At 64.3% G+C, this 20,362-nt stretch carries 25 protein-coding genes; 8 read left to right on the forward strand and 17 right to left on the reverse strand.

What is annotated here, in order from left to right:
• The 3 genes from ACWGS8_RS01635 to ykgO form a co-directional block, all read right to left on the reverse strand.
• On the reverse strand, positions 1-1,068 hold the full coding sequence (locus tag ACWGS8_RS01635) for an alpha/beta fold hydrolase (RefSeq protein ID WP_454579308.1): 1,068 nt from the start codon (positions 1,066-1,068) through the stop codon (positions 1-3).
• Positions 1,069-1,200: 132 nt separating this feature from the next.
• Positions 1,201-1,809 (reverse strand): tetratricopeptide repeat protein, encoded by a 609-nt coding sequence (locus ACWGS8_RS01640; protein WP_454579309.1) that lies wholly within the window; start codon positions 1,807-1,809, stop codon positions 1,201-1,203.
• A 110-nt stretch (positions 1,810-1,919) separates the two neighbouring features.
• Positions 1,920-2,045, reverse strand: a complete 126-nt coding sequence (gene ykgO / locus ACWGS8_RS01645; protein ID WP_006327841.1) for a type B 50S ribosomal protein L36 — start codon at positions 2,043-2,045, stop codon at positions 1,920-1,922.
• A gap of 231 nt (positions 2,046-2,276) precedes the next feature.
• Between ykgO and ACWGS8_RS01650 the strand changes: the two genes are divergently transcribed.
• A complete protein-coding gene (locus ACWGS8_RS01650; RefSeq protein ID WP_454579310.1) occupies positions 2,277-2,696 on the forward strand; it encodes a lysozyme inhibitor LprI family protein in 420 nt (139 codons plus the stop codon).
• 15 nt (positions 2,697-2,711) lie between these two features.
• Here ACWGS8_RS01650 and ACWGS8_RS01655 read toward each other — a convergent pair whose 3' ends face one another.
• From ACWGS8_RS01655 to ACWGS8_RS01705, 11 genes are all read right to left on the reverse strand, one after another.
• Positions 2,712-3,788: a 5-(carboxyamino)imidazole ribonucleotide synthase gene (locus tag ACWGS8_RS01655; protein WP_454579311.1), complete on the reverse strand. Its 1,077-nt coding sequence runs from the start codon at positions 3,786-3,788 to the stop codon at positions 2,712-2,714.
• The gene (purE, locus tag ACWGS8_RS01660) at positions 3,785-4,282 is read right to left on the reverse strand and encodes a 5-(carboxyamino)imidazole ribonucleotide mutase (protein WP_284278166.1); all 498 of its coding nucleotides are present in this window, start codon (positions 4,280-4,282) and stop codon (positions 3,785-3,787) included. The genes ACWGS8_RS01655 and purE overlap by 4 nt, the downstream gene beginning before the upstream one ends.
• Positions 4,283-4,381: 99 nt before the next feature.
• The gene (locus ACWGS8_RS01665) at positions 4,382-5,287 is read right to left on the reverse strand and encodes an anti-sigma factor family protein (RefSeq protein WP_454579312.1); all 906 of its coding nucleotides are present in this window, start codon (positions 5,285-5,287) and stop codon (positions 4,382-4,384) included.
• Positions 5,284-5,823, reverse strand: coding sequence for a sigma-70 family RNA polymerase sigma factor (locus ACWGS8_RS01670; RefSeq protein ID WP_454579313.1), 540 nt, complete (start codon positions 5,821-5,823; stop codon positions 5,284-5,286). The genes ACWGS8_RS01665 and ACWGS8_RS01670 overlap by 4 nt, the downstream gene beginning before the upstream one ends.
• Positions 5,824-5,860: 37 nt before the next feature.
• Positions 5,861-6,058 (reverse strand): hypothetical protein, encoded by a 198-nt coding sequence (locus ACWGS8_RS01675; protein ID WP_454579314.1) that lies wholly within the window; start codon positions 6,056-6,058, stop codon positions 5,861-5,863.
• 131 nt (positions 6,059-6,189) lie between these two features.
• Positions 6,190-7,395, reverse strand: a complete 1,206-nt coding sequence (locus ACWGS8_RS01680) for an aminotransferase class V-fold PLP-dependent enzyme (RefSeq protein WP_454579315.1) — start codon at positions 7,393-7,395, stop codon at positions 6,190-6,192.
• Positions 7,396-7,420: 25 nt separating this feature from the next.
• On the reverse strand, positions 7,421-7,882 hold the full coding sequence (locus ACWGS8_RS01685; protein WP_454579316.1) for a RidA family protein: 462 nt from the start codon (positions 7,880-7,882) through the stop codon (positions 7,421-7,423).
• Positions 7,883-7,920: 38 nt separating this feature from the next.
• Positions 7,921-8,715, reverse strand: a complete 795-nt coding sequence (locus tag ACWGS8_RS01690) for an amino acid ABC transporter ATP-binding protein (RefSeq protein WP_454579317.1) — start codon at positions 8,713-8,715, stop codon at positions 7,921-7,923.
• A gap of 4 nt (positions 8,716-8,719) precedes the next feature.
• Positions 8,720-9,370 (reverse strand): amino acid ABC transporter permease, encoded by a 651-nt coding sequence (locus ACWGS8_RS01695; RefSeq protein ID WP_454579318.1) that lies wholly within the window; start codon positions 9,368-9,370, stop codon positions 8,720-8,722.
• Between the two features lies 1 nt (position 9,371).
• Entirely contained in the window at positions 9,372-10,037 is a 666-nt protein-coding gene (locus ACWGS8_RS01700; protein ID WP_454579319.1) for an amino acid ABC transporter permease, read from the reverse strand.
• A gap of 68 nt (positions 10,038-10,105) precedes the next feature.
• The gene (locus tag ACWGS8_RS01705; protein ID WP_010911956.1) at positions 10,106-10,936 is read right to left on the reverse strand and encodes a transporter substrate-binding domain-containing protein; all 831 of its coding nucleotides are present in this window, start codon (positions 10,934-10,936) and stop codon (positions 10,106-10,108) included.
• Between the two features lie 169 nt (positions 10,937-11,105).
• Here ACWGS8_RS01705 and ACWGS8_RS01710 point away from each other — a divergent pair, with 169 nt between their 5' ends.
• Positions 11,106-11,894 carry an IclR family transcriptional regulator gene (locus ACWGS8_RS01710; protein ID WP_454579320.1) on the forward strand — a complete coding sequence of 263 codons (789 nt, stop codon included), beginning with the start codon at positions 11,106-11,108 and terminating at the stop codon, positions 11,892-11,894.
• Between the two features lie 10 nt (positions 11,895-11,904).
• On the opposite strand, the gene ACWGS8_RS01715 is transcribed toward ACWGS8_RS01710, so the two are convergent.
• A complete protein-coding gene (locus tag ACWGS8_RS01715) occupies positions 11,905-12,108 on the reverse strand; it encodes a YdcH family protein (protein ID WP_010911954.1) in 204 nt (67 codons plus the stop codon).
• 238 nt (positions 12,109-12,346) lie between these two features.
• Between ACWGS8_RS01715 and ACWGS8_RS01720 the strand changes: the two genes are divergently transcribed.
• From ACWGS8_RS01720 to ACWGS8_RS01745, 6 genes are all read left to right on the forward strand, one after another.
• Entirely contained in the window at positions 12,347-12,526 is a 180-nt protein-coding gene (locus ACWGS8_RS01720; RefSeq protein WP_010911953.1) for a YdcH family protein, read from the forward strand.
• Between the two features lie 320 nt (positions 12,527-12,846).
• Positions 12,847-14,097, forward strand: coding sequence for a flavodoxin-dependent (E)-4-hydroxy-3-methylbut-2-enyl-diphosphate synthase (gene ispG / locus ACWGS8_RS01725; RefSeq protein WP_454579321.1), 1,251 nt, complete (start codon positions 12,847-12,849; stop codon positions 14,095-14,097).
• Between the two features lie 5 nt (positions 14,098-14,102).
• The gene (locus tag ACWGS8_RS01730) at positions 14,103-14,957 is read left to right on the forward strand and encodes a transglycosylase SLT domain-containing protein (protein ID WP_454579322.1); all 855 of its coding nucleotides are present in this window, start codon (positions 14,103-14,105) and stop codon (positions 14,955-14,957) included.
• Between the two features lie 43 nt (positions 14,958-15,000).
• Positions 15,001-15,552, forward strand: a complete 552-nt coding sequence (locus ACWGS8_RS01735; protein WP_454579323.1) for a phosphotransferase-like protein — start codon at positions 15,001-15,003, stop codon at positions 15,550-15,552.
• A gap of 56 nt (positions 15,553-15,608) precedes the next feature.
• Positions 15,609-16,361 (forward strand): Stf0 family sulfotransferase, encoded by a 753-nt coding sequence (locus ACWGS8_RS01740; protein WP_454579324.1) that lies wholly within the window; start codon positions 15,609-15,611, stop codon positions 16,359-16,361.
• Positions 16,362-16,375: 14 nt separating this feature from the next.
• Positions 16,376-17,116: a class I SAM-dependent methyltransferase gene (locus tag ACWGS8_RS01745; protein WP_454579325.1), complete on the forward strand. Its 741-nt coding sequence runs from the start codon at positions 16,376-16,378 to the stop codon at positions 17,114-17,116.
• A 25-nt stretch (positions 17,117-17,141) separates the two neighbouring features.
• Here ACWGS8_RS01745 and ACWGS8_RS01750 read toward each other — a convergent pair whose 3' ends face one another.
• Positions 17,142-19,487 (reverse strand): response regulator, encoded by a 2,346-nt coding sequence (locus tag ACWGS8_RS01750; protein WP_454579326.1) that lies wholly within the window; start codon positions 19,485-19,487, stop codon positions 17,142-17,144.
• Between the two features lie 87 nt (positions 19,488-19,574).
• Entirely contained in the window at positions 19,575-20,330 is a 756-nt protein-coding gene (locus tag ACWGS8_RS01755; protein WP_454579327.1) for an SDR family oxidoreductase, read from the reverse strand.
• Positions 20,331-20,362 lie beyond the last annotated feature (32 nt).

Below are 20,362 nucleotides of genomic sequence, written 5' to 3' on the forward strand. Positions count from 1 at the left end.
TCAGGTCGGCGCGAGTTCCGCCTTCGGCTCCTTGATGTCGGCGCATTTGCCCACACCATAGACATCGCCGGCAATTCGGGCCTCCACGGTTCTGGTCATCGCCTCCAGGTCGACATCCTTGCCGGCGACCTTTTCGATGGCACCGGTGACGAGGTCCGAGGCGATCCAGTCCGGCTTGTGGCCGAGATTGTGCACCCAGACGAGCTCGGCGCCTGGGATATCGCGCGCCAGCCCGACGGAATGGATATGGGCGTAGACGACCTTGTCGCGGTCGCCCGAAATGACCACGGTCGGCGCGGTGATCTCTTTGTAGTGCGGTGCGGCGCCAAGCGTATAGCGATAGAGGCCGGCGACGTCGGTGGCGTTAGCGCGAAAGGCCGGCGGCCGCAGCACCAGCGGGATCGCTGCCGTGCCGAGATAATTGTCCGGCACCTTGTTGGGCGAGAAAACGCAGGTCGTCGCATCGGCCATCTGAAACGTGCCGGCAGGATAGGCGAGCGTTTCGGAAAAGAGCCGGCCGATCACAGGAACGGTGGTCAGATCATAGTACCAGGACGTCGCGCCGCCCGGCCAGGGATGGGTCGCCGGCGCCAGGAAGACGAGACCGAGCGTCTTGTCAGCATGTTCGCGGCCGAAAGCCGCCGTCACCACGCCACCGAAGGAATGGCCGACAATGATTGCCTTCTTGATGCCGAGGCGGTCCATTAGGGCAGCGAGGGTATTGGCCTGCGCCGACGGATCCTCATTGTTGCCGGGCCCGCGCTCCGACCAGCCATGACCCGGCCGGTCGAAGAACAGCATTTCGGCGCGGCCCTCGAGCAGCGGCCTGAGCGGCAGCATCTGATCCCCGAGATTGGCGCTGGCGCCATGGATGAAGACGATCGGCGGCAGCTCCGCATTGGCGGGTGCCGGAATGTGGACATAGTGGATGCGCGCGCCGCCGATGTCGGCGAATTCACCGATGGGCGGATTGCGGCGTTCGATCAGCCACGAGCCGACGCGGGTGACGCCGACCAGGGTAAGGACGAGCGCGAGAAGGAAGGCGAACGCGGCGCAGATCAGGTTCATGTGGGGGGAACGTGTGGTGGGGTGGGATTAGTTCTGAAGTAGGCAGTAGGGAATAGGCAGTAGGCAGTAGGCAGTAGGCAGTAGGCCGTGATTCCCAATTTCTACCCTATTCCCTATTCCCTACTGCCTGCATCAAATTCCTTCGCCGGCAAGCTCTTCCGAAAGCGTGGCGACCTGGTCCTGGGCGCTGCGCATCATCGGATAGATGGCGAGCACCTTCTGCCAGGCTTCCAGCGCCGACTGCTTGTGGCCGGTCAGGGCCATGATCTGTGCCAGGCCCGACAGCGCGCCGAAATGGCGCGGCTCGAGTTGCAGCGTGTGGTCGATGTCCGACATCGACTTACCGTAGTTCTTCATCATGAAATGAACCGTGGCGCGGCGGTTCCAGCCTTCGGCATAGGTCGGCTGCAAGATCACCACCTGATCAAGCAAATCGAGCGCGACGTCGAATTTCTGCTTGTCCATCGCTTGTTGTGACCACAGCATCATCAGGTCGATCGAGGCGCTGCCGGACTGGAACCATTCGCTCCAGATGTTGCCGGCAATGCGTTCGGCCGCCTTTTCGTTGCGTTCGCGCTTGAGGTCGGAGAACAGCTTGTCGAGCCGGGCCTGTTTCGTCATCGGCGCGGCAGGAGCCTCCGGGGCAGCCGGCGCCGCCGGCTGATCGTCCGCGGCCCAGACTGGCAGGCTGGTGGCGCCGTAAACAAGCAGGGCTATCAAAAATGCAAAAAGAATCCGCATCGCCCGATCCTAGTCCCGGGCGGCGGAACAGCAAAGTGATTTTAGCGTGAGAAGGTCGGCAGGCCGACAAGCATCAATGGGGCGGAGGCGGAAAGCCTCCGGCCGAAAGCTCAGCCCTGGCGCGCCTTGTAGCGCGGGGCGGTCTTGTTGATGATGTAAACGCGGCCCTTGCGGCGAACCAGCTGGTTGTCGCGGTGACGCGCCTTCAGCGCCTTGAGCGAATTCTTGATCTTCATGGTCTTGCCTGTCGGTGTGGACCCGGTCCCGGGTCGAAATTTTAAGGCGCGCCAGAAGACGCGCCTTTTCAACGGTGGGTGGCTCATAAACGAGGAGCCTTGCCCATGTCAACCGCAAGCATGCTCTACACCTCCATATCATCAAATATCCGCCATATCAGTGGCTCGGCATTGCACGGTTCCGGGCGGGCTGGGATGATGCCGTGTATTTCAAGTGATTTGGGGACGATCATGCGCCGAATATTGCTGTCCGCCTGCCTTGTCGTCCTGGCGGCAAGCGCAGTCGCCCGCGCACAGGAATGCGACCGCTCCGACGACAGCCAGCAGATGATGAATATCTGTGCCGGCGAGGACTACCAGGCCGCCGACGCCAGGCTCAACCAGGCCTATCAGGACCAGATCAGCTCCGATGATGCTGACGGCAAGCGATTGCTGCAGGTGGCGCAACGCGCCTGGATCACCTTCCGCGACGCCGAGTGCGCGCATAGCACAGCCGCCAGCGCGGGCGGCTCCATCCACGCGATGGAGGTTTCGCAGTGCCTGACCAGGCTGACCAATGACCGCATCAAGCAGCTCGCCGCCTCGACCAATTGCGAGGAAGGCGATGCGAGTTGCGCCAGTCCCAACGAGGACAGTGACGAGGTGCAATAGGGTCGCTTCCGGCTATTAAACGCGGCGGCTGACGCGGGTGAAATGGCCCATCTTGCGGCCGGGCCGCGCCTCGGCCTTGCCATAGAGATGCAGCATCAGATCGGGCTCGGCGAGCAGGGTGGGCACGCGCAGCACGTCGTCGCCGATCAGGTTCTCCATCACGCAATCATAGTGGCGGCCGGGGTTGCCCAGCGGCAGGCCGGCTACGGCGCGGATATGCTGTTCGAACTGCGAAACGATGCAGCCGGCCTCGGTCCAATGACCGGAATTGTGGACGCGCGGCGCGATCTCGTTGGCCAGCAGCGAGCCGTCGGCCAGCACGAAGAACTCGACGCCAATGACGCCGACATAATCGAGCGCCGACAGGATTTTTGCCGCAGCCGTTCGCGCAGCTTCAGCCGTTTCAAATTTGACGCCGGCCGGCAGGGTCGATGTGTGGAGAATGCCGTTGCGGTGGACATTCTCGGCCGGGTCGTAGGCAGCCACGGCGCCATCCAGGCCGCGCGCTGCAATCACCGAGATCTCGCGCTCGAAGGGCACGAAGCTTTCCAGGATCAGCGGCACATTGCCCATCGCCTCGCAGGTGCCGGCGAAGCCGCCCGCTTCCATGTTGCGGAAGACGCGCTGGCCCTTGCCGTCATAGCCCATGCGCCGCGTCTTCAATATGCCGCTGCCGCCGAACGCTTTCAGCGCGGCCGTCAGCTCGCTGTCGGTGTCGACCGGACGAAAATCGGCGGTGGCGATGCCGATGCCGTTGAGGAATGTCTTTTCACTCACCCGGTCCTGCGCCACGTCGAGCGCGCGCGCCGGCGGATAGACCGCAACCTTGGCAGCAAGCGCTTCTGCCGCGGCAACGGGAACATTCTCGAACTCGTAGGTGACGACAGCACTGGCCGCCGCCAGTTCGGCAAGGGCGGCCGGGTCGTCATAGGCTGATGTAATCTGCCGGTTGGCGACCTGGGCGGCCGGGCAATCCGGCTGCGGCTCCAGCACAATGGTGCGGTAGCCGAGGCGAGCGCCGGCCATCGCCAGCATGCGGCCGAGCTGGCCGCCGCCGATGATGCCGATGGTTGATCCGGCGGGCAGGCTCACGGCGTGTCCGTCGGTTCGTCGGCGACCTTGGCGGTCTGCGAGGCGCGCCAGGCATCGAGGCGCTGGGCAAGCTTGTCATCGTAGAGCGCCAGCACGGCGGCGGCCAACAGGGCTGCATTGGCGGCACCCGCCTTGCCGATGGCCAGCGTGCCCACCGGAATGCCGGCCGGCATCTGGACGATGGAGAGCAGCGAATCCTGGCCCGACAGCGCCTTCGATTCCACCGGCACGCCGAATACCGGTAGCGGCGTCATCGCCGCCGTCATGCCGGGCAGATGCGCGGCACCGCCGGCGCCGGCGATGATCACCTTGTAGCCGGCCGCCTTGGCGCCCTTGGCGAATTCATAGAGCCGGTCGGGCGTGCGATGCGCCGAGATGATCAGGCGTTTGTGCGGAACGCCGAGTGCCTCCAGCGTTTCGGCAGCCTGGCGCATCGTCGCCCAGTCGGACTGGCTGCCCATGATGATGGCGACGTCGGCGCGTTGATCGTTCAAGGCTAATGCTCCCCGGCGACAAAGGCGCGCCTTAGCGGAATTCGCGCGGGGCCGCAAGGATATGCGGGCATCGGCGGGAACCGACGGCCACAATCCAGGCTAAACCGCCGCCTTGCGGAAGCGGGCGACGAAGTCGTCGAGCTCGGGCCGTTCCATGTCGGAGATCGCCCAGTAGGAGAAGGCGCCGTCGCTCCAGTGCACCATCGAGAAGCCGCCGGAGGAAAGGTCGTCGGGCTGGGTGGCCTTGCCGCCCTGCTGCGGTTCGGCGACCAGCGTGATCAGGTGTTCGCGGTGGCGATAGACCAGGGCCGGCACCGGCCGGCCGGATATCACCTCGACCCGGCCGCCGATCAGCGCGTAGCCATCCTGGGCAAGGTCGGGCGCCGGCGGCGACACGCCGATGCGGGCGTCGAGCCAGGGCTTGACCGTATGGCGGTCGGACGAGACGATATCGATCGGGCTCGCGGCAAGCAGGCTGCGGCGATGGCCGCTGGCGACCGCCGCGGCAAAGCCGTCATCGACGCCGCTCTGCATCACCCATTGCGTCGCCCCGCTGGCCAGCACCGCGCTGATCATGATCGACGCGGCCATGGCGCGCCAGTCGAACGAGCCGAAGCGGCGCGCTCCCGGTGATGGCCGCGCCTGGGAAGGACGTGTCCCGGCTTCCCGTCGCTGGCCGCCGCCAGCGCCCGCAATCAACCCCGGCCATGCTGACGGTGCGCCGCGCTGCGGCTCCGCCTCGACCGGCGCCTGTTGTTCGGTGCCGGCCATGCCGATCGCCGCGATGCGGGCCCGAAACGCGTCGCTGACATCGGGGCGCGGCAAGCGGCTGACAGCGCCCTGCAAGGCGACAATGCGGGCATGCTCGGCGGCAAGCCTGGGGTCGGCGGCGATGCGACGCTCCACGGCAAGAGCGGCCGCCGCATCAAGCTCGCCATCGACAAGGGCATGGATCATCAGTCTGATACCTTCGGGATCGTTGGGCAGTCCGTCGTCGTGCGTCATGACGCTCTCCCCAGTTCAGACGCGAGCAGGCCACGGGCGCGGGCCAGCCTGGACATCACCGTGCCGATCGGCACGGCAAGCATGGCCGATATCTCGCGATAGCTGAGGCCGTTGATGTCACGCAGCACCAGTGTCTCGCGAAATGGCTGCGGCAGAGCCGCGATCGCCGCCTCCAGCGCCGCCGTATCGGCCTTGGCGATCAGGCTCGCCTCCGGGCCGTCCTCGTCGGGCATGCTGGTGCCGTGCGCCGCCGCCATGTCATCGAGGTCGCCCAGATCACCGACGGCCATCATGGCGCGCGGCCGGTTGCGCGCCATCCACGTGTAGGAGGTGTTGCGCACGATGGTCAGCAGCCAGGCGCGGGCGTTGCCGCCGGCATAGCCTGATATGCCGGCATGCGCCTTGATGCAGGCGTCCTGCACCACATCCTCGGCATCGGCGGCATTGCCGGTCAGCCAGCGGGCCAGCGCCAGCGCGTCGCCGAGATGCGGCAGCACCACTTCGTTGAAGCGTTCTGCCAGGGCCCTCTCGCTCAAAGCGGCACCATGATCCGATACTCCAGGCCGTGCCGCCTCAAGATGCGACGGCGACCTTGCCCTGCTCGCAGGGGCAAAGCCCCCGGAAGCAGGCAGAGCCGCCTGCCTTGCCGAAACTGAATTCATCTGCGTCACCGCTGTCAAGCGCCACAAAGGAGAGCCTGATGATCATCATGCTTGCTAGCGCATCGCCACGGCTGCCGTCGTGTTCGCTGTCCTTGCGATGATGGGGCATGCCGGTCTCCTCAACGCCAGTGGTGGCGTATGCCTAGGAGACTTGTCGCGGCGCTGATTTATTCCCACAGCCTGCGATCCGGCTGTTCACAGTCGCGTGATCACTGGTGGTTTGGGATGTTGGCTTGGCGCTCAATCCGGCCAGCGCAAGACGCCGGAAGAATCCTTCCGCGCTGCCTTCATCGCATCGGCGGGACGGTCCTTCGCGGTCAGCAGCGCACGCAACCGTTCCGCGACGACCTCGGCCTCGCCGGGATGCAGATTGCAGGGGTCGAGGAAGAAATGGCCGCGCTCGACTTCGTGGTAGCGCACGATGATCGGCGGCGAGCCCGCCGCCAGCGCCGAGGCGAGGCCGGCGGCGCTGAAGCGGCTCTCCGGCGATACGAAGATCTGCAGCCGGTCGAGCGGATTGGCTGTCGGGTCCGGGATGATCTTGGCAAGGATGCCCGGAAGTCCCTGCAGAGCGTCCTTCCAGAGGTTGAGCGCGGCTTCCTCCCGCCGTCGGATGCCGGCATGATCGCGCTTCTCCCAGGCTTCCAGCGCCGCCATGGTGCCGGCGATGCTTTCCTTGCCGACTTTCATGGCCCGCGCCACGCCGCGGTTCTGCAGATAGGCGGCCCGCACCAGATCCTTGCTGCCGGTGACGATGCCGCTGGTCGGACCTGAGAGGAATTTGTGGCCGCTATAGATGACGACGTCGGCGCCGCGCGCCAGAAAACCGCGCAGATCATATTCGGACGCGGCATCGACGATCACCGGCACGCCTTTGGCGTGGCAGATCTCGCAGAATTCCTCCAGCGACAGCATGCCGTACTGCACCGTGTGGTGGGCGACGACATAGAGGCCGGCCGCCGTGCGCTCGTTGATGGCTTCGCGCACATGGTAGTCCTGGGTGACGCTGACCGTGCCGGCCGGCACCACCCTGGCGCCGGCGACGCGGATCGACTGGTCGATCGGCGCGCCGTAATTGACGATGTGGCCAAGCTGGATGACGACCTCCGATTTGAGGTCGCCGGTGTCGTCGGGCAGGCGCTCGATGGCGAGCAGGCTGGTTCCCGTCATCGCGCCGGCGATCGCCATGGTTATGCCGCTGGCGCAGCAGGCGGTGATGAAGCCGGCCTCGCCGCCGGTAAGGCGCGCCACCACCGTGCTCGCGGCGCGCTGCAGGTCATCCATCTCCACCCATTGCGAGGCCATCTCCGCCATGGCGCTGATCGCCTCCGGCACAATGATCGATGCGCCGAGCGCGGTCATGGTGCCGGAGACATTGATGATCGGCCGCAAGCCCAGCCGTTCGCGGATGGTGGTGTTGGAGCCGGTGTCGGAATAGGTTTTCATGTAAGCGGATCCCGTGAGTGGCAGGTCAGGCGGCGATCTCGACGACCGCCTCGATTTCGACAGTGATGTTTCCAGGCAGCGAGCCGACGCCGATCGCCGAACGGGCATGGCCGCCGATCTTGTCGAAGACATCGGCGAACAGGTCCGAACAGCCATTGACCACTTTCGGGTGGTCGCTGAAAGTTGGCGTCGCGTTGACGAAGCCGAGCAGTTTGACGACGCGCACGATGCGGCCGAGGTCGCCGGCGGCGGCATGCATCACGGCCAGGAGATTGAGCCCGGTCAGGCGCGCATGCTCATAGGCCTGCTCGACCGTCACGTCCTCGCCGACCTTGCCGGTGCAGAGCGTGCCGTCGGCGCGCAGCGGTCCTTGGCCCGACAGGAAGATCAATCGCCCGCTCTCGGCATGGGTGACGAAATTGGCGATGGGCGTCGGCGGCACGGGCAGCGTCAGGCCGAGTTCGGCGAGCCGGATGTAAGGCGTCATGGAAGCAGGCTCCTCGGGACGGCACCGGCCGTCCAATGTCAGAAATGCGAGGCGCGGAAGCGCGCCAGGAAGGTGCGGAGGCGCTCATTGCTGGTTTCCGCCGCCAGGATCTCCTTGGGCGGACCGACGGCGCTGACGCCGCCATCGGCCATGAAGACGATGCGGCTCGAAGCGTCGCGGGCAAAGGCCATTTCATGCGTCACCATCAGCATGGTCATGCCGTCCTCGGCGAGGCTGCGCACCACGGCCAGCACCTCGCCGACCAGTTCGGGGTCGAGCGCCGAGGTGATTTCGTCGAGCAAAAGAATCTTGGGCTCCATCGCCACCGCGCGCGCGATGCCGACGCGCTGCTGCTGGCCGCCGGAGAGCTCGGCCGGCAGGCTGTCGGCCTTGTGCGCGAGGCCGACGCGGCCGAGCCAGTGTTCGGCGATCTGGCGCGCCTCGGTCTGGCTCTTTCCCCGCACCCTGGTCAGCCCGAGCATGATGTTGCCGGCGGCGGTGAGATGCGGAAACAGGTTGAAGCTCTGGAACACCATGCCGGTCTCGGCGCGCATCGCTGCCAAGTCGCGTTCGCTGCGGCGCTGGCGCGTTCCGGCCTCGCGATAGCCGACCTCCTTGCCGTCGATGCGGATCGAGCCTGAGTCATAGCTTTCGAGGAAGTTGACGCAGCGCAGCAGCGTGGTCTTGCCGCTGCCGGAGGGGCCGATGACGGTGACCACTTCGCCGCGCTTGACCTGAAGACTGACAGAACGCAGCACATCGACGGCGCCGAAGGCTTTGGAGACATCGCGCACGTCGAGCAGCGCGGGACTGGCGTTTGCGGCGTCGGACATCGTGCTATTCCCGAATGAAAGAAAAACGCCGCTCGAGCCGACGGCTGGCGAGCGAGAGCGCGTAGTTGACGGCGAAATAGATGAGCGCGCCGAGGATATAGAGCGGCATCGCCTCATAGGTGCGGCCGATCACCTGGTTGATGGCCTGCATCAGATCGGTGATGCCGAGCAGCGAAACCAGCGCGCTGCCCTTGACCGCGTCGGTGACGCCGTTGATCCAGGGCGGCAGGAAGCGCCTGAAGGCCTGCGGAAAGATGACGGAGGTGAGCCGCTGGCGGAAGGTCAGCCCGATCGCCATCGCGGCCTCGGACTGGCCTTTCGGGATCGAGGCGACGGCGCCCCTGAGATATTCGATGACCTGCGCCGTCTTGAACAGGGTGAGCGCCAGCACGGCTGCCCAGAAGGACGGCAGATGCAGCCCGATCGCCGGCAGGCCGTAGTAGACGAAGAACATCAGCACCAGGATCGGAATGCCGCGGATGGTGTCGGAGAAGATGCGCACCGCCCAGCGCAGCGGGGCGGGGCCATAGACCAGGCCGACACCAAGCAGGACGCCTGCGACGAGCGACAGGGTAACGACCAATAGCGACACCCAAAGGGTCACGGCGAAGCCCTTGGCGAGGAAGGGCAGGGCGTAGAGGATCTGGCTCGCCATGTCAGCGCGCCGCCCTGAACCGGCGCTCGACGAGCCTGAGCCCGAAAAGCAGGATGTAACCGGTCAACAGATACATCGCCGTGGTCACCAGATAGACCTCGACGATGCGGAAAGTGTTGAAGTTGATCCACTGGGCGCCGAAGGTCAGTTCCGGCACCGAGATGACCGAGGCGATCGAGGTATCCTTGAACAGCGAGATGAAGGTGTTGGACAGCGCCGGCAGCGTGATGTGCAGCATGGTCGGCAGGCGCACATGGATCAGCCTTTGCCAGGGCGTCAGGCCGATCGCCTTGCCGGCATCGAGCTGGCCGCGCGGGACGGCCTCAAGGCCCGAGCGAAAGACCTCGACCAGATAGGCGCCGCTATAGACAGACAGCGTCAGCACGAACGAGGTCGGCGCGCTGTAGGCCAGGTCGACCACGGTCGGCACACCGTAGAAGACAAGATAGACGAGCAGGATCAGCGGCACGTTGCGGATGAATTCGACATAGGCGGCGATGATCGCCCGCACGACGCGTCCGGCCGAGACGTACCAGACCGCGAGCACCAAGCCGATGACGGTGCCGATGGCAATCGAGATCACCGCAAGCTCGAGGCTGAGCAGCAGACCGCCCCACAGCTTGTCGAAATGCCGCCAGATCAGGTTGAAATTCAGGGCATAGCCCATGCGTGCGCCTCGGTGTGAAGGGCGTCAAGCGGATGCGGAAGGGCTGGACCGCCCTTCCGCATCCGGGATCAGATGACCGGGAAGCCGGGGTGGCGTGCCGGCGGCTCCTGACCGAAATAATCCTTGAAGGCGGCATCATAGAGCGCCGATTCATGGCCGAACATGGCGATGGTGAAGGTCTGGTTGACGAAGGTCAGCCAGTCGAGATCGCCTTGCCGCAAGGCCGCGCCGTAGAGCATCGAATACCAGCTCTTGCCGGCATCGAAATATTTGTCCGGATTGCGCGAGGCGAGCCAGCGAACGGTGGACAGATCGACGGCGGCGGCGTCGGCGCGCTTGGATTCCAGCGCCTGCAGCACGTTGGCCTGGGTGTCGATCTGCAGCACCTGTGCCTGCGGCAAGGCATAGTGGACGGAGCTTTCGGCATCGACATTCTGCAGGATGGAGATGCGCGTCGCCGAACCGCCGGCAAGCAGCTTGTCGAAGGTCTTGTTCTCGGCGGTGGGCAGCGTCAGCAAGGCGACGCCTTCGACATAGTAAGGCCTGCTGAAGTTGATCAGCTGGGAGCGCTGCGCCGTCATCGTCATGAACTGGATGGTGATGTCGACCTTGTTGGTGGTGACGTTGGGAATGCGCTGCGCCGGATCCTGCATGACGAACTCGACCTTGGTCGGATCGTCGAAAAGTCCTTTGGCCAGGATGCGTCCCATGGTGATGTCCATGCCGACCAGTTCGCCGGCATCGTTCTCGAAATGCCACGGCGCGTTGGTGCTGCCGGTGCCGACGATCAGCTTGCCGCGATCGAGCACGGTGCGCAGCAGGCTGTCGGATGCGGCCTGGGCAGCGGCCTTCTGGGCATCGACGGTTGCCAGCACGCCGGCTGTCGCCAGTCCCGCCATTCCCAATTTCAGAAAATCACGTCTTCCGGATGTGTCGTTCACGGCGACCTCCTTTCGTGTTGTGTTCCCCATGCACAGGCAAGACACACGTCGGCGCTTCAAAATGATTGTCTCTTACAAGAGACGCATGTATCCTGTACAAGACAGATACTAACACCAGGAATCGACAATGCAAGATGCCAATGACCTGGCCGTTTCGGCCGACGAAAAGACGACGGCGTCCCGCGAGAAGGGCCTCAACCGGGTGCTCGAGATCCTGGACTTCCTGCACACGACGCAGCGGGCGATCGGCATTGGCGACCTTGCCAAGGGGGTGAACGCACCGCGCTCGACGACCTACACGCTGGTGCGGTCGCTGGTCGATGCCGGCCTGCTGGAGATGGCTGGCGACGGCAACCGCGTCTATTTCGGCAAGAAGCTCTATCTCTATGGAATGGATTATGTGCGCGGCAACGACCTGCTGCGGCGCGGGCGCCAGGAGGTCGACCATCTGTCGCGCGAGACCGGCGAGACCTCGGAACTGTGCATGCTGCAGAGTGGCCGCTACACCATCGTCCACTCCAGCCCGGGCACCCGGCCGTTCCGCATCAGCTCCGCCACCGGCCTGCAGATACCGCTGCCCTGGACCGCCTCCGGCCGGCTGCTTCTGGCGGGGCTGGAGCGGGCCGAGGTCGAAGCCATGGTGTCGGAAGACGATCTCGTGCTGCCCGACGGACGCAAGCTGCGGCTCGACGATTTCATCGACGACATCGCCAAGGCTAGGGTGACTGGCTACTGCGTCACCTCCGGGCTGGTCGATGCCTATACGAAATGTCTTGCCGTGCCGGTCTTTTCGGCGCCGGGCAAGGTCGAGGCGACGATGTGCCTGGTTGTTCCCATCGACACGTCCGAGGAGCGGACCGGCAGTCTCATCGGCCTGCTGCGTGATCGCGCCGGCAGGCTTTCGATCGGCGGATAGGGGAACGCGTTCAGGCGATGATGTCTGGAATGATCTTGTCTTCCAGCTTCATCAGCCGGTCCTTGAGCGCGAGCTTCTTCTTTTTCATGCGCTGGATCTGCAGCGGGTCGCAGTTGGTGGCGATCATCGCGTTGATCGCCGCATCGAAATCGGCGTGTTCCTGCTTCAGCCGGGAAAATTCGAGGCGAATATCGGCCTGTTCCTGATCGGACATTCTCTACCGTCTGCACGTCTGCGTCGCCCAAAAACTGGGCCTGATTGGGCGGGGGTGGCAATTTCTGCCACCGGCGCGCAGCCCATACCACATTTCACATTGTCGTGGAATGCTACCACGCAGCATTCGACATCCCAGTCGGAAGGTGGCAAAGTATCATGCTGCCGTCACAGAACGACCTGCGGTGGACGTGCCGTGACGGCTGCAATCGAGGAAACCATGAAAGGGAGAACCAATCATGTCTCTTGCATCCCATCTTGATGAGTTGCAGCGGAAACACGGCGACATCGAACGCGAGATCGATGACGCGATGAACCACCCGTCGGTGGACGACCTCGAAATCGTGAATCTCAAGCGACGCAAGCTGGCACTCAAGGATGCGATTGAGAAACTGAAAGCGCAACCGACCACGCATTGATGCCCGACTGACATAGCCGCCTACTATGCGGTCTTCCTTGCCGGCGGCAATCGCCGCCGGCGTTGGTGTTTTGATTTCAGCGTGACTTCATAAGCCGCAGCTAACATCCCCCTCCAGATCCATTTGCACCTCGGCCATCGCCGGGCCTTGCGCTGTTTCATGCCGCCAGCGGAGATCAATTGCGGCCAGTGGCGACCTGTCGCCATTGACAAGCCATCTTTGCTCCTCCACCTGATGCCCGGACTTCAGCGCATCGGCCGGGAGCGCACCTTGTGCGTCCAAGCGGACGCACGGCGCCCCAGAGACAAAAGGCTGCCGGCATGACCGGATATTTTTCCTTCCCCTTCCCTCGCCGCACCTCGGTCGGCGTCGATGTCGGCGGCGTGGCCGTCGGCGGCGGCGCGCCTGTCGTGGTGCAGTCGATGACCAACACCGACACGGCCGACATCGATCAGACCGTCGCGCAGGTCGCGGCACTTCACCGCGCCGGCTCCGAGATCGTGCGCATCACCGTCGACCGCGACGAGAGCGCAGCGGCCGTGCCGCGCATTCATGAGCGCTTGCTGCGCCTCGGCATCAATGTGCCGCTGGTCGGCGACTTCCACTATATCGGCCACAAGCTTCTCGCCGATCATCCGGCCTGCGCCGAGGCATTGGCCAAATACCGCATCAATCCGGGCAATGTCGGCTTCAAGGACAAGAAGGACCGACAGTTCACCGACATCGTCGAAATGGCGATCAAACACGACAAGCCGGTGCGCATCGGCGTCAACTGGGGTTCGCTCGACCAGGAGCTTCTGACCCGGCTGATGGACGACAACCAGGACAAGGGTTTTCCGCTGACGGCGCAGGAGGTGACGCGCGAGGCGATCGTGCAGTCCGCCATCCTGTCGGCCGAGATGGCCGAAGAGATCGGCCTTGGCCGCGACAAGATCATCCTGTCGGCCAAGGTCAGCGGCGTGCAGGACCTGATTGCCGTCTATACCGAGCTTGCCACCCGCTCCGACCATGCGCTGCATCTCGGCCTCACCGAGGCCGGGATGGGCTCGAAAGGCATCGTCGCCTCGTCCGCCGCCATGGGCATCCTCTTGCAGCAAGGCATTGGCGACACCATCCGCATCTCGCTGACGCCGGAGCCGAATGGCGACCGCACGCGCGAGGTGCAGGTGGCGCAGGAACTGCTGCAGACCATGGGGTTCCGGCAGTTCGTGCCGATCGTCGCCGCTTGCCCCGGCTGCGGCCGCACGACCTCCACCGTGTTCCAGGAGCTTGCCCAGAACATCCAGGCGGACCTGCGCAAGAACATGCCGGTGTGGCGCGAAAAATATCCCGGCGTCGAGAACCTCAAGGTCGCGGTGATGGGCTGCATCGTCAACGGCCCGGGCGAATCCAAGCATGCCGATATCGGCATTTCGCTGCCCGGCACCGGCGAGACACCGACGGCGCCCGTTTTCGTCGACGGCAAGAAGGCGGCGACGCTGCGCGGGCCGTCAATCGCGGCGGATTTCGAGAAAATGGTCGCCGACTATATTGAGCAGAGGTTTGGGCGCGGCAAGGCCGCGGCCGAGTAGCCGCGATGCAGCGTTTCCTCTTGGCAACGCTGATTCTGCTTTGCGGGTTGGCCTGGTCGACACTCGTTCAGGCCGACCCGCCACAATCGGCCAAGCAACGGCTGATCGACAAGGTCTGCAACCTGATCCAGGCCCATGCCGACCAGAACGGCCTGCCCCGGGATTTCTTCGCCCGGCTGATCTGGAAGGAAAGCCGTTTCGACCCCAACGCCGTCAGCCCTGTCGGCGCCGAAGGTATCGCCCAGTTCATGCCGGGCACCGCCAAGATGCGCGGGCTCGAAAATTCCTTCGACATCTACCAGGCGATCCCGGCCTCGGCGAAATATCTCGCCGAAATGAAAACCGGCTACGGCAATCTTGGCCTGGCGGCGGCCGCCTACAATGCCGGCGAAAGCCGGGTGTCGCGCTGGCTGGGGTCGGGCGGCTTCCTGCCAATGGAGACCGAGAGCTATGTCTTCGATGTCATGGGCGAGCCGGTCGACAAGTTCACCGACCCGGCCTATGCCGGAAAAATCGAGCCGCTCGATGCCAAGACGGATTTTGCCGTCGCCTGCCGCAAGCTGCCTGTCATCATGTCGCAGACCGTGGCCATGGCCTCGATCAACGTCAAACCATGGGGCGTCCAGGTGGCCGGCAATTTCCGCCGCAGCGCTGCAATCAGCCAGTGGCTCAGGGTGAGGAGCCGGTTTCCGGCGCTGCTTGCCGGCCATGATCCGGTGGTGAGCCGGGTGCGCACGCCGATCGGCCGGCGCGGCATCTACGCGGTCAGGATCGGGATCGACGATCGTGCCGCCGCCAATGTCATCTGCCAGAAATTGCAAAGCGTCGGTGGAGCGTGTGTGGTGGTGCGCAACCGGTAGTCCGCCCCGAAGCCGGATACTCTGGTCCGAAGGAGCGTTGAGCGTGAAAGCCAGGATCGTCCTGCTCAATGGCGTCGGCAGTGCGGGCAAAAGCTCGATCGCCAAGGCGTTGCAGACAATAACCGCCGCGCCGTTCCTGCATGTCCAGATGGACAGTTTCCTCGAGATGCTGCCCGATGCCTTGCAGAACCATGCCGATGGCTTCTCCTACGAAACCGTTCGACAGGACGGCAAACCCGCGGTCGTGATCCGGACCGGACCGGTGGGCGAAAGAACTCTGCGTGGCATGCGCCACGCCATTGCCGCCATGGCCGGGCAAGGCAACGACCTGATCGTCGACGATGTGCTGTGCAATGACGAAATATCTGACTATGTCGACCTGCTGTCGGCCTTCGATCTCCATCTGGTCGGCGTGATGGCGCCGCTGGAGGCTCTGGAGGCGCGCGAAGCCCGGCGAGAAGACAGACTGCCGGGGCTGGCGCGCTGGCAATATGAGCGGGTGCACCGGGGCGTATGCTACGACCTCGAGGTCGACACGAGCCGGTTCACACCGCTCGAATGTGCCCGTCGCATCCGGCAACGATTTCAATTATAGGCGGCAGTGGACTGGCCGGGGTTGCCCTGCCTGCGATGGACGACGAGGGCAGCGCGATGTTTGACGCCTACATTATCTGCGGCACGCCGAGAACCGGCAGCACGTTGCTGTGCAAGCTCCTGGCATCCACCGGGACATCAGGCGATCCGCACTCCTTCTATCGGCCGCAGGACCTGTCGGAATGGGCCGAGGAGTGGAAACTGCCCGGTCGCGACACGATGGGCGGACTGGAATTCGATGTCGCCTATCTCAAAGCGGCGATCGTTGCCGGCAAGGGCGACACCGAGATTTTCGGCCTGCGCCTGATGCGCGAGAACCTGGATGAACTTTCGGCGATCCTCGACCGGATTTTCCCGGGGCTGGCGTCAGACACAGCGCGTTTCGAAAAGGCCTTTGGCCGCATTCTCTACATCCACCTGTCGCGTGAGAACAAGCTTGCGCAGGCGATCTCGCTGATCAAGGCGCGGCAGACCGGCCTTTGGCACATTGCGCCGGACGGCACCGAGATCGAAAGGGTCGCACCGGCGCAGGAACCCCACTATGATTTCGAGCGGATCAAAGCGGAACTTGCCAGGCTCGAAGCCTATGATGCGGCCTGGAACATCTGGTTCGTGGCGCAAGGCATAACGCCGCTGCGGGTTGGCTACGATCGTCTCTCCGCCGATCCGGCGGCGGCATTGCTGGGTATCTGCGAGGCCCTCGGCGTTCAACAGCCGAATGCCGATGACATCCGGCCAGGCGTCGCGAAGCTCGCCGACGAGACAAGCCTCGACTGGATGCGGCGCTATCGTCTGGACGCGGCCGGCTGAGTATGGGGCCGAGCATGACCGATCCGATCTACAATGATCCCGACTTCGTTCAGTTCTACGACATCGAGAATCAGCATGGCCGCGCCGATTTCGACTATTGCATCCGTCTTGCCCGGGATGGCGCCTCGGTCCTCGATCTTGGTTGCGGCACTGGTCAACTGGCCGCCGAAATGGCCCAGGGGTACAATGTCACCGGTGTCGATCCCGCATCGGCCATGCTCGACGTCGCACGACGCAGGACCGGCGGCGACAAGGTCGACTGGGTCGTTGGCGACGCGCGAACGGTGCGGCTCGGAAGACGGTTCGATCTGGTGCTGCTGACCGGTCACGTGTTCCAGGTTTTCCTGACCGAACAGGATCAGCGGGGGGGGCTGCGCACCATCGCCGAACATCTCGGTCCCGGTGGGCGCTTCGTCTTCGACACGCGAAATCCCGCCGTGGAGGCGTGGCTGGAATGGACGCCGCAGCGCTCCGAAAGGATGGTGGAGCATCCCAGCCTCGGCACGGTCAGGGCTTGGTATGATGCCGACTGGGATGCCGCCAGTGCGGTGGTCACCTATTCGACCTTCTATGAATTTCCGGGCGGCAGACCAATTCTAGGCGCTGAATCGAAAATCGCGTTTCCGAAGAAGGAAAATCTTGCCGGGATGCTGGATGACGCCGGCCTGCTGGTGGAGCAATGGCTCGGCGACTGGCGGGGCGGACCCTATGCGGACACCTCACCGGAAATCATCCCGATCGGTCGGCCGCGCTGATCTGGTAGCCTGACGGGACTATATCTCACGCCGTCTTGGCCACCACCGTTTCGCTGAGCCATGTGCCGATTTTCGTCCCCAGGCGGTCGGGCGAAACCGGCTTCGGCAGATAGTCGTCCATGCCGGCCTCGATGCATTTGTCGCGATCGCCCTTCAGCGCGTGCGCGGTGACGCCGACGATCGGGATGTGACCGCCCGACGAGACCTCGATCGCCCGGATGGCACGGGTTGCCTCATAGCCGTTCATCTCGGGCATCGAGACATCCATCAGGATCAGTTTCGGATGCAACGAGCGGTACATCTCGACCGCCGTGCGGCCGTTGCCGGCGATGCGGTAACTCAGACCGAGCCCGTTGAGGATCTGGCCGAACACCAGCTGGTTCACCTCGTTGTCCTCGGCGATGAGGATGTCGATCGGGCCGTTTGGCGTGGCGGTCGATTCTGGCACTGCCATGACCGGCATGGCGGGGCCGCGGATGACAGTGAACGCGGGCGGAGCCGCCTGTGGGACCGGCTTCGGCTGGACCGGTTCGCGAATGAATTGCGCCTTGCCGCCTTGCGAGCGGGCCTTCTGGATGACCGAGATGACCGTGCCGAGCAGGACCGCCGAGCGCGCCGGCTTGGTCAGATGCGCCGATATGCCGAAATCGATGATCATCTTGCCGAAATCGACCTGGTCGACCGAGGTCAGGATGACGATCGGGATGGCCGACAGCCGGCTGTCGGCGGCGATCGCCCGGGCGACATCGGCGCCATTCATGCCGGGCATCTGGTAGTCGAGGATGATGCAGTCTACGCTGGCGCCGAGTTGGCAGGCGCGATCGAGGAAGGCCAGCCCCACCGCGCCGCTTTCGGCGGCGGCGCAGTCGAAGCTCCAGCTTCTGAGCTGCTCGAGCAGGATCTCGCGGTTGACCGGATTGTCGTCGATGACCAGCACACGCGCGCCGGTGACGTCGACCGGCACGATCGCTTCGCGCGCCTCGGCATGATGCACGGGCAGCGGCACAGCGAACCAGAAGACGGAGCCGCGCCCGATCTCGCTCTCGACCCCGATCTTGCCGGCCATCAGGTCGACGAGGCGGGCGGCGATGGCAAGGCCAAGGCCGGTGCCTTCGTGACGCCGGGTCGAGGAGCCGTCGACCTGCGCGAATTTCTCGAACACGTTCTGCAGTTTCTCGGCCGGGATGCCAATGCCGGTGTCCTCGACGCGCAACCTGAGCTGGACGACATCGTTGACGGTTTCGCCGCCGACATCGATCAGCACATGGCCCTTCTCGGTGAACTTCACCGCATTGCCGACCAGATTGGTGACGATCTGCCGGAAGCGGCCGGCGTCGCCGACGACATGGGCCGGCAGGCGCGGATCGACACGCACGATCAGTTCGAGGTTCTTTTCGGCGACGCGTGCCGAGACAAGTGTCGCCACGTCCTCGACCGCTTCGGTGAGACGGAAAGGGGCGGGGTCCAGGGTGAGCTGTCCGGCATTGATCTTGGAGAAATCGAGGATGTCGTTGATGATGGTGAGCAGTGCATTACCGGATTTGACGATGACGTCGGTGAAGGTCTTCTGGCGTGGGGTCAGGTCGGTCTTGGCCAGGAGTTCGGCCATGCCGAGCACGCCATTCATCGGCGTGCGGATCTCGTGACTCATATTGGCCAGGAATTCCGACTTGGCGCGGTCGGCGGCCTCCGCCTTGAACAGGGATTCGGCCGATTGGGCAAAGGCGCGGCGGATCGCCTGCTCCATCGGCCGGAAGATCCAGAAGGCGACGATGGCCAGGACGCCGAACAACAGGCCGCTCGCCCACAACAGCAACCGGTCGCTGGACGCGTCGGCCAGATGGCGCTCTTCATCCATGGCGGTGCGGACGCGGACCAGCATCGGCTGGACGAACAGGTCGTTCTGGTTGCGGATTTCCCGATAGCTCCATTCATCGGCCTTCTGCGCCACCGACATCAGGTTGAAGTTGCGCACCATGTCGTGCGCCGACCAGAACAGATCGCCGTTGACCGAAGCAGTTTCGAGTTCGTTGAGGGTCTTGGCCGACAGGCGCGAGCGCAGCGCGGCGAACTGGGCGGACAGCGTGTCGATCTCGCCTGTCAGGCGTTCGGAATGGTCGCGGGCCGAGGCGGTCAGCGCGTCGCGCGTTTCGTTGCGCCAGGCGGAACCGGTGGTCTCGGCGAAGCTGGTCGCGTTGCGCAGGTCGCGGGTGAAGACGACGAGGTTGCTGCTCAGCGCGTCGATCTCGTGGCGGAAGGAATTGACGCGGTTGAGCGCAACCATGATGGCCGTGGAGGCCAGCGCGAAAATCAGCAATCCTGAAAGATAGCGAATCCGGACAAACCGGATGAAGGAAGAATATTCCGGCATGCGCAACCCCAACACATACGCATTATTTTAACGACCGGGATTACGCTTCATTTACATTAAGATTTCGTTCGTGCGGCGGCGCGGCGATCAGATCGATGCGGTGATGCCGCCGTCGACATAAAGGATATGGCCGTTGACGAAGGACGAGGCGTCGGAGGCCAGGAACACGCAGGCGCCGACCAGTTCCTCGACCTTGCCCCAGCGGCCGGCCGGGGTGCGCTTTTCGAGCCAGCCGCTGAAAGCCGGATCGGCGACAAGGGCCGCATTGAGCGGCGTGTCGAAATAGCCGGGGGCGATGGCGTTGCATTGCAAGCCGTGTTTGGCCCAGTCCGTCGCCATGCCTTTGGTCAGGTTGCCGACCGCGCCTTTCGTCGCTGTGTAGGGGGCGATGCCGGGGCGGGCAAGTGCCGTCTGCACGGAGGCGATGTTGATGATCTTGCCACGGCCGCGGCTGATCATGTGGCGTGCGACCGCCTGGCCGACATGGAAGACGCTGGCGATATTGGTCTGCAGCAGCCGCTCGAATGCATCGGCCGGAAAATCCTCGAGCGGCGTGCGGAACTGCATGCCGGCATTGTTGACCAATATGTCGATCGGTCCGCCGGACAGCTCGAAATTGTCGATGGCTGAACGGACCGCGTCATGGGCGGTCGCGTCGAAGGCAAGCGTACGCGCCCCGGGGATCTGCGCCGCCGCGGCGCCGAGCTTCGCCGCGTCGCGGCCGTTGAGGATCACGCTTGCGCCGGCTTGCGCCAGGCCCTTGGCCAGAGCGAGCCCAATGCCTTGCGACGAGCCGGTTACGAGCGCCTGGCGCCCGCCGAGATCGAACAGATTGGCCGACATCGAAGCTGATCTCCCATTTGTCTCGCGCCGAT

Source organism: Mesorhizobium sp. 43Arga, from assembly GCF_053714255.1.

Bases quoted from the DNA above. Each gene is read 5' to 3' on its own strand.
- ACWGS8_RS01635 (WP_454579308.1), bottom strand. From the start codon at position 1,068: ATGAACCTGATCTGCGCCGCGTTCGCCTTCCTTCTCGCGCTCGTCCTT.
- ACWGS8_RS01640 (WP_454579309.1), bottom strand. From the start codon at position 1,809: ATGCGGATTCTTTTTGCATTTTTGATAGCCCTGCTTGTTTACGGCGCC.
- ykgO (WP_006327841.1), bottom strand. From the start codon at position 2,045: ATGAAGATCAAGAATTCGCTCAAGGCGCTGAAGGCGCGTCACCGCGAC.
- ACWGS8_RS01650 (WP_454579310.1), top strand. From the start codon at position 2,277: ATGCGCCGAATATTGCTGTCCGCCTGCCTTGTCGTCCTGGCGGCAAGC.
- ACWGS8_RS01665 (WP_454579312.1), bottom strand. From the start codon at position 5,287: ATGACGCACGACGACGGACTGCCCAACGATCCCGAAGGTATCAGACTG.
- ACWGS8_RS01675 (WP_454579314.1), bottom strand. From the start codon at position 6,058: ATGCCCCATCATCGCAAGGACAGCGAACACGACGGCAGCCGTGGCGAT.
- ACWGS8_RS01680 (WP_454579315.1), bottom strand. From the start codon at position 7,395: ATGAAAACCTATTCCGACACCGGCTCCAACACCACCATCCGCGAACGG.
- ACWGS8_RS01685 (WP_454579316.1), bottom strand. From the start codon at position 7,882: ATGACGCCTTACATCCGGCTCGCCGAACTCGGCCTGACGCTGCCCGTG.
- ACWGS8_RS01690 (WP_454579317.1), bottom strand. From the start codon at position 8,715: ATGTCCGACGCCGCAAACGCCAGTCCCGCGCTGCTCGACGTGCGCGAT.
- ACWGS8_RS01695 (WP_454579318.1), bottom strand. From the start codon at position 9,370: ATGGCGAGCCAGATCCTCTACGCCCTGCCCTTCCTCGCCAAGGGCTTC.
- ACWGS8_RS01700 (WP_454579319.1), bottom strand. From the start codon at position 10,037: ATGGGCTATGCCCTGAATTTCAACCTGATCTGGCGGCATTTCGACAAG.
- ACWGS8_RS01705 (WP_010911956.1), bottom strand. From the start codon at position 10,936: ATGGCGGGACTGGCGACAGCCGGCGTGCTGGCAACCGTCGATGCCCAG.
- ACWGS8_RS01710 (WP_454579320.1), top strand. From the start codon at position 11,106: ATGCAAGATGCCAATGACCTGGCCGTTTCGGCCGACGAAAAGACGACG.
- ACWGS8_RS01715 (WP_010911954.1), bottom strand. From the start codon at position 12,108: ATGTCCGATCAGGAACAGGCCGATATTCGCCTCGAATTTTCCCGGCTG.
- ACWGS8_RS01720 (WP_010911953.1), top strand. From the start codon at position 12,347: ATGTCTCTTGCATCCCATCTTGATGAGTTGCAGCGGAAACACGGCGAC.
- ispG (WP_454579321.1), top strand. From the start codon at position 12,847: ATGACCGGATATTTTTCCTTCCCCTTCCCTCGCCGCACCTCGGTCGGC.
- ACWGS8_RS01730 (WP_454579322.1), top strand. From the start codon at position 14,103: ATGCAGCGTTTCCTCTTGGCAACGCTGATTCTGCTTTGCGGGTTGGCC.
- ACWGS8_RS01740 (WP_454579324.1), top strand. From the start codon at position 15,609: ATGTTTGACGCCTACATTATCTGCGGCACGCCGAGAACCGGCAGCACG.
- ACWGS8_RS01745 (WP_454579325.1), top strand. From the start codon at position 16,376: ATGACCGATCCGATCTACAATGATCCCGACTTCGTTCAGTTCTACGAC.
- ACWGS8_RS01750 (WP_454579326.1), bottom strand. From the start codon at position 19,487: ATGCCGGAATATTCTTCCTTCATCCGGTTTGTCCGGATTCGCTATCTT.
- ACWGS8_RS01755 (WP_454579327.1), bottom strand. From the start codon at position 20,330: ATGTCGGCCAATCTGTTCGATCTCGGCGGGCGCCAGGCGCTCGTAACC.